Origin of the sequence: Streptococcus merionis DSM 19192 (assembly GCF_000380085.1) — a bacterium.
Lineage (GTDB): Bacteria > Bacillota > Bacilli > Lactobacillales > Streptococcaceae > Streptococcus > Streptococcus merionis.
Window position 1 is genome coordinate 1 of the sequence record NZ_KB904551.1, and the last position, 11,288, is coordinate 11,288.

At 42.5% G+C, this 11,288-nt stretch carries 7 protein-coding genes; 1 reads left to right on the top strand and 6 read right to left on the bottom strand.

What is annotated here, in order from left to right; translation table 11 throughout:
* The coding region (locus A3I5_RS0107015) for a transposase (protein WP_018373286.1) at nt 1-250 on the top strand (250 nt) is incomplete at its 5' end.
* Between the two features lie 52 nt (nt 251-302).
* Here the strand turns inward: A3I5_RS0107015 and A3I5_RS0107020 are convergent.
* The 6 genes from A3I5_RS0107020 to A3I5_RS0107045 all read right to left on the bottom strand — a co-directional run.
* Nucleotides 303-824 (bottom strand): ABC transporter permease, encoded by a 522-nt coding sequence (locus A3I5_RS0107020; protein WP_018373900.1) that lies wholly within the window; start codon nt 822-824, stop codon nt 303-305.
* Nucleotides 825-1,207: 383 nt separating this feature from the next.
* Nucleotides 1,208-2,485, bottom strand: a complete 1,278-nt coding sequence (gene hisS, locus A3I5_RS0107025) for a histidine--tRNA ligase (RefSeq protein ID WP_018373901.1) — start codon at nt 2,483-2,485, stop codon at nt 1,208-1,210.
* A 1,146-nt stretch (nt 2,486-3,631) separates the two neighbouring features.
* The gene (pgfM1, locus tag A3I5_RS0107030; protein WP_018373902.1) at nt 3,632-6,589 is read right to left on the bottom strand and encodes a glycosyltransferase PgfM1; all 2,958 of its coding nucleotides are present in this window, start codon (nt 6,587-6,589) and stop codon (nt 3,632-3,634) included.
* The gene (gene pgfS / locus A3I5_RS0107035) at nt 6,586-7,548 is read right to left on the bottom strand and encodes a glycosyltransferase PgfS (protein ID WP_018373903.1); all 963 of its coding nucleotides are present in this window, start codon (nt 7,546-7,548) and stop codon (nt 6,586-6,588) included. The genes pgfM1 and pgfS overlap by 4 nt, the downstream gene beginning before the upstream one ends.
* 194 nt (nt 7,549-7,742) lie before the next feature.
* On the bottom strand, nt 7,743-8,771 hold the full coding sequence (locus tag A3I5_RS11770) for an LPXTG cell wall anchor domain-containing protein (protein ID WP_018373904.1): 1,029 nt from the start codon (nt 8,769-8,771) through the stop codon (nt 7,743-7,745).
* Between the two features lie 63 nt (nt 8,772-8,834).
* Nucleotides 8,835-11,288: isopeptide-forming domain-containing fimbrial protein (locus A3I5_RS0107045; RefSeq protein WP_018373905.1), on the bottom strand; the 2,454-nt coding region annotated here is incomplete at its 5' end.

Consider the following 11,288-nt stretch of genomic DNA (forward strand, 5'->3'; position numbering starts at 1 on the left):
AGAAAACGTCTCAACGGCCAACCCTACTTTTAAAAAAGTCTTCAGAACCTTTCTGAAATACAAAGCTTACATTACCAATGCTTTAAATCTTCCTTATTCTAACGCCAAGCTGGAGGCCACCAACAAGCTCATCAAGGATATCAAACGACAAGCTTTTGGCTTCCGAAATTTCAAGAACTTCAAAACGAAAATTCTCATCGCTTTGAACATCACAAAAGAGAGAACCATTCTGATTCTCTCTCGTGCTTAATGATAAGTCACCCACTACAGTTGACAAGGAGCCATTTTTAGTAGCTATTCAGTTAAATGGTGCCAGATGTGTTTTCCACCTTGACAGTCTTTGGCTTGCGCAAAAGATTAAAAAGTGTAATTCCAAGGAAGACAATAAATGTTATGACTTGAACCACCACAACACCCATCGCTCCAGCTCCCAAAATCTGACGCGATGTTTCATCTGTAACGCTATTAAGAAGTGCACGTGATGCCAAGAAATTGTAAAGGGTTGCTACAAGAGTCGTTACCAGATAGCCGACATAGGTCCAGCCAGCCTTCTCATACCATTTTTTAAAGAGGAAAACAGCCACTACAACGAGCAAGGCTAGCATCAGTAAAACAAGCCCCTTATTCACCAAATCAGTACTCAAAGCGCGACCCTGTTCACCAACTTGAATGCTTGCTTTTGCAAGCGCGTCAACCTGAGCATCTCCAGATGATTCAAAAGTCATCTCGACATGAGTTGGGAAAAAAACTCCTTTAAAGCGACTAAACATCGAGATTAAAGATAGTCCACCTAGGACATATAAGTAAATAGGCTGTTTTTTCATGATAAAATCCTCCTTTGTTTGTATTAGTATATCATGACAACTGCCAGTTTGCAAGAGTGTCTCAAAAATTAGTGTTTAAAAGCAACAAGATTACAGCTTAGATAACTATTTCTTTATTTTACCATAAAATATCAACAAAAACACCTGAGCGATCTACGGCTTCATTCCAGAAAACTAATCTTAGACCTGTATCCACATAAGTAAGATTCCTTGAAGATTATTTATAAAATTATTCAGTCTTACTTTCAACCCCTGCACAGGTATTAGGTGCTTTAGCACCAATGAACCACTACTGAGCGAACTCCAATACGCTGATTGCATCAACCTTTTACATCCAGATTCCTGTCCTCTGCTTGGGCACATGTTGTCAGAAGATTTTATACCTAGCCTAATTTTGCCACAATGCCTGCAAAATCTGCTACGATTTCGTCAAAGGTTGCCAAGACTTCTGCACGGGTTTGGTTATTTTTAACCGTAACCTGACCAGATTCGACTTCACTGCCACCCAATGTGATGAGCGTTTTAGCTGAGAAGGCATCCGCTGATTTGAACTGAGCCTTGAGTTTACGGTTTAGGACATCACGCTCTGCCTTGAAACCTTGCTGACGCACGGCCTGGACCAGATTCAGCGCAGCCAGATTGGCCTCCTCACCAAGGACAGCCACATAGAGGTCCAAACCTGATGACAATGGCAAATCAATCCCTTGGGCTTCCAAAATCATGAGGAGACGTTCTTGCCCCAAACCAAAACCAAAGCCTGGTGTCTTAGGTCCTTCAAACTCCTCAACCAAGCCATCATAACGACCACCAGCACAAATAGTCAAATCTGTGCCATTGACCTCTGTGATAAACTCAAAAATCGTGTGGTTATAGTAATCAAGACCACGCACCATATTGGTGTCAATCACATAAGGGATAGCAAGCGCATCAAGCATCTCACGCACCGCATCAAAATGCGCCTGACTCTCTGCATCCAGAAAATCTAGGATTGATGGTGCATCAGCCACAGCCTGCTTGTCCTCAGGTTCCTTGGAGTCTAGCACACGCAAGGGATTTTCCTCAAGACGGCGTTGACTGTCCTTAGATAAACTAGCCTTAAGTGGCATTAGGTAATCAATCAAGGCCTGACGATAGTTAGCACGGCTCTCTGTATTTCCTAAACTATTAAGGGTAAGACGGACGTTTTTGATTCCAAGTGTCTGGAAAAGCTGATAGGCCATGGCCATAGTTTCCACATCCGTCGCTGGATTGGCAGAGCCAAAGGCTTCTACACCCAATTGGTGAAATTCCCGCAAGCGGCCTGCTTGGGGGCGTTCATAGCGAAACATAGAACCCATATAGTAGACCTTGACCGGCTTTTGCACTTCCGGCGCGAAGAGCTTGTTTTCTACATAAGCTCTAACCACACCAGCTGTTCCCTCAGGGCGCAAAGTGATATGACGCTCGCCCTTATCATAGAAATCATACATTTCCTTGGTTACGATATCAGACGTATCACCAACAGATCGGGCAAAAACTTCGTAATGCTCAAAAAGCGGTGTACGGATTTCCGCATAATTGTAACGCGCAAAAACATCACGCGCCACGCCTTCAACATACTGCCATTTTTCAGATTGACCAGGTAGAATATCCTGGGTTCCTTTAGGTTTTTGTTGTTTCATAAGTTACCTCAACATCAATAGTAACTCCATTTTACCATAAATGAACGCTTTTCCTCTTCTATCAGCCACAAGAATCTGTACTCATATCCAAAAAAGATTGCTTACCCCTGTCGCTGATCACTAGAAAGCTAAACATCATTGGAGGTGTCCCTATTGATTTCGCAATATCGTTCAAAAAAGTATATGAACCAAACAATTATGAAACAGGACAACCGCATGAAAAAACCGTCTCTTAATTTGTCTGAAATAGGTGAAAGTACCTGAAATAGCAAAAACCAAAGGAAACGATAGTTTCTCTAAAGAGAATTTACCTTTTTCCAGTTTGTACTGATATTATCAAAAGACACTAAAATACCTATTTTACTGTTTTTTGATAAAGTCCCTTGAAGTGGCCCTGTAAATCACTGCAGAAAAATTTGATTTGCTCAAAAGCCATCATATTTTTCTAACTACTGAACTAGAAAATCTCATCATTCTGAGATTCGTCAATTAAAAGGATACGGTGGCTAAACAAGTCTATTGAGAAAGGATAAATACTAATTTTTAAGCGCCTAGATAACAAAAGAGGCTGGGACAGACCACTATGATGGCTCTGCCCTCAGCTCTCAGCGTTTGCATAAACATCTCAGCGCAGTGGTTGGGAGTATGTAAGATTCGTTGGCTATACCAACTTAGTCTATCCCTGCACAGGTCATTAGGCACTTTAGTGTCAATGAGCCACTGCTGAGTGGGCTCTAATACATGGATAATCAACTTTTAGAACCCTACTCAGCGGTGCGCTGTCTCCAATCGTTTGCTTACTAACTGAACACAGCCTAAAAAGCTAGATGTCACGGTATACTGCCTTATTACCTGATCGTCGTAGACGTCTGGTTTTTCTTCGATTTCATCTGTGAAAACCCTAGTCGTCCTGACGGGGTGCATCAATGAGCTGAGGCAAAGTACACAGTCTTGTTTCATTTATAGTTTGAACAGATCGATGCAGTAGTTGTCTGGTTTGTAAAATGCTGATAACTCACCATTCTACAAACCTAGCCAACCTTGCGGGGGGTGATTAGAGTTTGCTGTTAGAAAGGGCAAGACGAAGGTTCCTCTCGGTTTGAACCAGTGTTACCACCGTAATTGTTCGGGGATGGGAAATGAACACTATTTTGATTGCTCGAGTTCTTTCCCGCTCACTTCGTAACCCCCTTTAGACTGGTCATCCTTCCTTTTTAAATACCAAATGATGACCCAAGATAACAAGGACACTAAACAACCAACCACAAAACCTTCTGGAACAAAGTGCATGCTAATTTGATGTTTGCCAGAAGTGATTGGGAAACTAAGCAGGCTTCCCCAGGCTTCAGTTGTTTCAACTTTTTTGCCATCTACTTTTACCGTCCAACCCGGGTTATAGGGAATACTGGTCATCATGACCGTGCTATTATCCGTGATGGTCACATTTCCTTCAATAGTTGTGTTCGTCCATTTAGTAACAGTCATGTTTTGTGCCATCCGTTTATCAAGGACAGCTTGAATCGCTGCTTGGTCCGCACGTACAAGGGCCATGTTGGTCATATCAATCTCATCCAATTGGGAGGTTTCAAACTTTAACCTCATCTCTTTCCCTGCTGTACGGTCAGTTAGATTCCACAACTGCACTTGATCGTAACTCTGAGTATAGTTGTACCACTGATTATTGAGAAGGACCGAAATCTCTCCCATAGACGAGCGAAGACCGTACGGCGCTTGGAAATAATAGGTCATATTCGTCTGCGGAGTGAAAATAATCTCGACACTACCAGGAATTGTTTTGTCAATACGCCGATAAAGGCGCTTCCCATTCTCTTCGACTTCTTCCATATTGGTTAGCTCAATAGTCGGAATTCCAACGTGCTCAAAGTATTTCTTTTCCTGACCAGACATGGACGATAAAATGATATTTTGATTAGCTACAGGATTATTGAGACCAAATTTGATATTTCGCGTTAATTCATTGGTTCCAAAAGCAGCAGAAAAGACATTAGGATTTTCGTAAATGATGAAACGATGATCCTCATAAAACTTTTGAAAAGTTGCTTCTAAGTCTGTCCTATTAGCATTTCGACCAAAGAGATTCCAATCTGGATGTTGTTCAGCATCTTCATTAGTATAGGGCTTTCTCTCAATATAATAGCGAACACTATAGAGCGAATCCGTCAGCAAAGTTCCATTAGCATAGAAAGTTGCTGCATTGCCGCCAACATCACCCATGAAATTAAAGAGAGCTACCGTTGAGCGCTCCATATTAGAAGAAAAAGTGCTGAGCCCTGGATAAGAAGCCAGAAAAGGATCATTTTTTGAATAGACAAAGCTAGATCCCACGCGGTAAAAACCTGCTGTATTCTTATCTTCGATCACATCAGACAAACGATTCATAGTCTTGGTCACATCGGTAAATTTATAAGCATCAGCATAGCCTAGAGTGACTTGAGACCGATAAGCATTATAGCTAAGCTCCAGACCCGTGACAATTAGCAAGATTATCCACAGTGTCTTGCCTTTTGACTGGACATGAACAAATACCAAGGCAAATAGCCAGGTCAGCAAAGTCAAACTAGTTTGGCTAAATAGAACTCCTTTGGCTAACGCATATAACAGCGCTGGTAAGGCAACTAAGACCAAAGCAAGATGGAAATACCTGAGTCCAGGCTTATTCGCAAACTGTCTCCATGATAGGTAGGCTAGCCCTGATGCGATTGCCATCCCAGTCAATATAAGAAGCGATTGGTGGTTTGCAACAAACTGAGTTATCTTTTCAGGCTGCTTAATTGCGATGTAAGTATAGTCCTCGTGATTATACTGGACATAGGCAACGATAAGAATACTTAGAAGAGCTCCTAAGCCAAGCCATTGACGTTTTAAACGTTTCTCTTCACGCAAGGCCTGATAAGCCAAAAACACCATGAAGAAAGAAATAATCCAAGAAAAACGGTAAAAAAATCCAGCAGGGTTTTGTCCCATATGCCAAATCTTGCTCACAAATTCATTGACGATCGAGACAAAGAAAACAAGGCTGATAATTCCAGCAGCAATCTTTCTGTAACGATGCACTTCTGCCTGGAAAAAGTAGAGAATAAAACCAACTAAAGCAAAGGCTCCAACATAAATATTAGGCAAGTTTGGTCCAGCTGACCACGAAGACTCATTGTCAAAACCACCAATCATCAATTTAGACAGGATATCCAAAGGATTGATCTGCATGGCAAAGCTAAAGGTCATAGGACTCTCATAAGCACCCTTACTACGTAGAAGATTGAGAAAAATAGGATACAGTAGGAAAAAGACTGCTGTTACTGCTAAAATCGAATAAAAGACCACTCTCTTAATAGGTTGGACGAACGCTTTCAGCTTAACCTTCCAATTCCCCTCGATCTCAAGATGAGGAGAAGCATAGTAGCAGGCATAGAGAGCTACAAATAAGCAAATCATATAGCCCATGTAAAAATGAAAAAGCATAGCCAGAGAAAGCATCAGCATGTAGCGATAAGGTTTCCCACCATCCATCAGCTCTTCAAGCCTCCAGATCACCAACGGCAACATAATCATCGCATCGTAGAAAATCGGGTTCATCTGATAAGAGACAATCATCCCAGACAAGGTATAAGCCGTTGCCATGAGAGGAATTAACCACAGATTGTAGCTCATAGCCCGATAGCGCTTAATCAGTAATAAGGCAAAAGCCAGTCCCATTGCGCCGTATCGTAGCCAAATGGTCAAAAAGACACCCCATTTGAGCTGACTGAGGGGCAGGAGGACATAAATCAGGTTAAAGGGACTAATCAGATTGAAGCCCCAAATCCCAATCATAGCACCTCCAATAGATTTTGAAAAAGAGTAAAAGAAACCTGACCAATCACCCGTCAAGATTGTCTTCTTCAAAAAAGCATAGAGCCCTATGTATTGCTGGCCAAAGTCAACAGCCATCAGCGTCTTTCGCCCAAAAGGAAAGACGTCCATAAGAACCCATACCACAGCCATAATAACCATAGGAGCCAGCGTACTAGCAACTAATACCTGCCTTTTTTGATCCGTTTTTAAAGAACTCATCCAAGCCCAAGCATTTACAAATAATCGTTTCATCCTACCCGATCCTTTTTCGCCTGCTCAATATTGGTCTCATCAAGCACATAGTGAGGTCGGCGTTTCACTTCATAATAAATTTTTCCAATATACTCTCCTAGAACTCCGATCGATATCAGCTGAACACCGCTGAAAAGGATGATGGCTGCTAGGGTCGTAAAATAACCACTGACCAAAATTTCTGGTTTCACAAAGTAGGCCACAAACATGGCTAAAAGATACAAGAGAGCAAAGCCAACACAGGCCAAGCCAAACTGGATGCAGACGCGTAAAGGCCTGTCATTAAAGGAAATAATTCCCTGAAAGGCATAATTAAGCGAACGTTTAAAGCCAAATTTACTTTCACCCGCCTCCCGCACTTGATTTTGATAAGGGATAACCTTTTCTTTAAAACCGATCCAAGAGAAAATCCCTTTGGAAAAACGGTTATACTCAGGTAAGGATAAAATCGTATCAACTGCCTTACGACTAAATAGTTTGAACTCAGAAATCCCATCTGTCAACTGAACATCCATCAGACGGTTAGAAAAGCGGTAAAAAAGATGAGCAAAAAACGTTCCAGCCTTGGACTCGCCCTCACGATTACGCTGACCACTGACCACATCATAACCCTCACGGTAGCCCTTGATAAACTCAGGAATCAAGGCAGGCGGATGTTGCAGATCACCATCCATTAGCATAACCGCCTCACCTGTCGCATAACGAAGGCCTGATAAGATAGCACCTTCTCGGCCAAAATTACGACTAAAACTGATAAAACGCACCCGCTGATTTTCCGCAGCAATCCGTTTCATCAGCACAGGTGTCTTGTCCTTACTGCCATCATTGACATAGACCAGCTCGTAGTCCTCAATTTCACCAATATCTAACAGTTCTTCTAATTTTTTAGAAATCTCAAAATGGGTTTTTTCAATCATTTTTTCTTCATTGAAAAAAGCCACAACAATAGATAATTTCATTGTCAGTCCTCGATCTAAAAAAGATATATCAATATTATATCATAACTTATAGCTTCTGAAACATGCCTTTTTCCAATTTAAAACATAGATTGTATGAAATTAACAATTTTACAATAGAAATTTAACATTCAAAAAGAGGATGAAATGAATTTCAATCCTCTCTTGATGCTAATCAGTTCTTTGTTGACTATCGCCTAGTTTTTCTTGCGACGGTAGCTAACAAATCCTACTAATCCAAGCAATGCAGTACCCACTAATGATGCTATACCAACAGTTTCACCGGTACTTGGCAAGGTACGGCTTGATGTCTTAGGTTTAGCTCCCTTGTCGTTTGGAGCAGATGGAACTGTTGTAGACTTAGTAATTGTAGTTGTAGCTTTACCTGATTTGTAAGTTTTGGTTGTCTTAGCTGTCGTTGAAGCACTTGTTGGAGCTGCTGTCGTTGGAGCGACAGTTGTCGGGGCCTCAGTTGTCGGAGCGACAGTTGTTGGAGCCTCAGTTGTCGGGGCTGCTGTCGTTGGAGCCGCGGTCGTTGGGGCNGCAGTTGTCGGNGCCTCAGTTGTNGGAGCGACAGTTGTTGGAGCCTCAGTTGTCGGGGCTGCTGTCGTTGGAGCCGCGGTCGTTGGGGCTGCAGTTGTCGGAGCCTCAGTCGTTGGGGCCTCAGTTGTTGGAGCGACGGTTGTCGGTGCTACAGTTGTTGGAGCCTCAGTTGTTGGAGCGACGGTTGTCGGTGCTGCAGTCGTTGGGGCGACGGTTGTCGGTGCTGCAGTCGTTGGGGCCTCAGTTGTCGGTGCTGCAGTCGTTGGGGCGACGGTTGTTGGGGCGACTGTCGTTGGAGCCTCAGTTGTTGTCGGTGCTGGGGTTTCACCTTTTGCTTTTGCTTTTAAAACTTCAAAACGAGCATTCATTTCTTTCAAGCGTTTTTTAGCTCCAGGTGATTTTGAAGCATTAGTCGCAACACGTTGCGCCTCAGTAGCATCTTCAATACTATAGCCAATTAACTCCTCATCTCCACTAGCAATATCACCATCAAGCTGCTCTAGCATCTTTTGGTAATTTAGAAGTGCAGCCTGCTCTTCAGCACTAGGTAATTCTTCATCTGGTTCTGGTTCCTCAGCAAAAACAGAAGTCAAAAGGTGAGAATTCAAACTATAAATCGGTGCTGCTAATGTAACATTAGCTAACACAAACATTCCGAGAAATAACTTCTTTTTATTTTTCATGAATTTTTCAATTCCTTTTCATATATAATATACAAACAGAGAAGAGCAAAGCTCTTCTACTGTCTATTTAGAACGTTTCCGAAGACCTAGATAACCAAGTCCCAATGCAACTAATAATCCTATACCCACAAAAACAAAGAATGTTGATGCTTGTTCACCAGTATTCGGCAAATCTTTCCCAGGTTTGTTTGGTTTTGGAGTTGGAGTTGTCGGTACTGATGGCGGCGTATTCGGCGCTGGAGGTGTTGGTTTATCAGGTGTTACTGGTGGCGTTGGTGGCTCTGGATCAGGAATAACCGGTGGATCAATTGGACGAGGTGGAACCACTTTGACAGTGTTTGTCACCTTCGACTTGTTATCGAAGCTTACTGTCGCTTGGTTGTCAATACCTTTTTCAAAGGATTCATTTGTCAACTTAGCTGGGTTCTTGATACTTGCATAAATGATCATTCGGAATGAACGTCCACGCAAGGACTCAAGAATAGCCTTATCCGTAATTTCCAATGTCACAAGCTGTCCTTCAACAGTCAACTTGATCTTGTTGTCAGCGATAAGCTGAGCAAGGGCTTCCTTCGTTACTTCACCTTTTTCATCAACAGTTGCAAAGGCCGCGAGAGCCTTGTTAAGCTCTTCTTGCTTAGCTGTCAATTCTGTTACGACTTTTTGAGCAGCTTCAACATTCTGAGTTGCATTTGTAATGGCAAGGGCTTTTTCTTCAGGGGTAACACTTGCTGAAAGCTCAGCCTCAAGCATTGTAACTTTTTCGTTTGCAGCGACAAGTTCAGCTTCGGCCGTCACAATTTCTGCTTCTTTTGCTGAAACCACTTCTGCTTGTGAAGCATCTTGAAGAGCTGCCAATTCAGCCTTTAGAGCTCCAACTTTTGCAGTCAATTCTGTTACTGCTGCTTTAGCAGCTTCAAGTTGAACTGGTAATTGTGATGGTTCTTCAGCCTTAAGCGCTTCAAGCTTGGCAGTTGCTTCAGCAAGTTTCGCTTGCGCTTCAGCCAGCTCTTTTGCAACTGTATCAAGAGCATCGCCCTCAACCTTTATGGTCACATAATCGACTTTCAAACGATCATCCAACTCATCTGTAATGGTTAGACTAGTGTATTCTTGATCAAGAACCTTAGTCAAGATATCAAAGCGGAAAGCTTCTGATACCTGTGACAAAATCAAAGCCTTATCTATCAGCTGATCTTTACCATCTACTCGGCTGACCGTCTTAACTGGATCCTCTGGATCACGCGGTGCTGGAGGAGTCGGTGGCGTAGGCTCATTTGGCGTTACAGTAACTGGTTTCGTCTCTTTTTCACCACGAACATCGCTACTGTTGACAAAGTCAAGTTTTGCTGTGTTAGGAACCTTACTGTCAGTATACTTAGTCACATCTGCATCAGGTTTGATAACCGATGGAATATACAATTGCAATTGCTTGCGACCTGCTAAAGCAGCAAAGTCATTAACAGTCACAGTAACCGTATTACCATTTGTTACCAAGCTGAGAGCTTCACCCAAATGATTACCGTCCACATAAACTGCTGGAGTTCCGTTAATTTGAAGAACATCTTCAAGAGTATCTGTCACTACAAATTCTTTGTAGGTACTGATGTCATTTGGAAGCTCTACATTGATATTATACATGTAGTTCTGACCACGAAGGACATCCAGATGCTCAAGCGTACGATTAATCTTCTTGTCAATGGTTGGCTCAGTTGGAGTTGGAGGTTCTGGCGTGATGTCCTCATCATCCTCGTCTTCAACCGGTGGGTTATTCGGATCATTTGGATCATCTGTTTCTGGTTTCACAGGCTTATCTGGATCGTCTGGATCCTGAGGCAATTCTGGAATACCAATTGTTTTCGCCGTATTAGCGATCTTACCTTTATCGTCAGCCAATTTCTTAGCTAACTCTTCGGTCACTGTCAATGTAGCAGTTGCTGTCACTGACTCTCCTGGTTTCAAAGTGATGTCTTTTGGATCAATGCCCTCTGGGTAGCTAAGTTCACTCAAGCCTTCCAATGGGTCTGTGATCTTCACATAATAAAGCGTTGTGTTACCTGTGTTTGTAGCCTTCAAGGTATAAGTCATGGTTTCGCCAATACTATAGACCTTGTCGTTAACAGACTTCTCTAACTTGATACCTGGTTTTCGTGGTGTTACCGTTACAGGTTCTGTTTCCTTAGAATCGCTTTGATCTGACTTGTTCGTGAAGTCGATTTTAGCTGTGTTCGGAATCTTCTCGCGGGTCACCCCTGCCTTGATTTGAGACGTAATAATCAACTCAACGTCTTTACCTGCCAAGTCTTTAGCGTCCTTGAAGTCTTTCATAGTTGCGGTCACTGTTTGACCATCAACCTTAACATCGAAGAACTTAGCCGCATCACCGGCAATTATTGGTGTGCCTTGGATAGCCAAGTCTTTATCAAGCGTATCTGTAATCACATAAGACTTGTAGCTAGTGATGTCACTTGGAAGTTTCGTTACAATGTTATAGTTGTAATCCACTTCTTGAAGTGT

What these genes read in the sequence shown, in the direction of transcription:
- A3I5_RS0107020 (WP_018373900.1), bottom strand. Translation starts at nt 824, where the DNA reads ATGAAAAAACAGCCTATTTACTTATATGTCCTAGGTGGACTATCTTTA.
- hisS (WP_018373901.1), bottom strand. Translation starts at nt 2,485, where the DNA reads ATGAAACAACAAAAACCTAAAGGAACCCAGGATATTCTACCTGGTCAA.
- pgfM1 (WP_018373902.1), bottom strand. Translation starts at nt 6,589, where the DNA reads ATGAAACGATTATTTGTAAATGCTTGGGCTTGGATGAGTTCTTTAAAA.
- pgfS (WP_018373903.1), bottom strand. Translation starts at nt 7,548, where the DNA reads ATGAAATTATCTATTGTTGTGGCTTTTTTCAATGAAGAAAAAATGATT.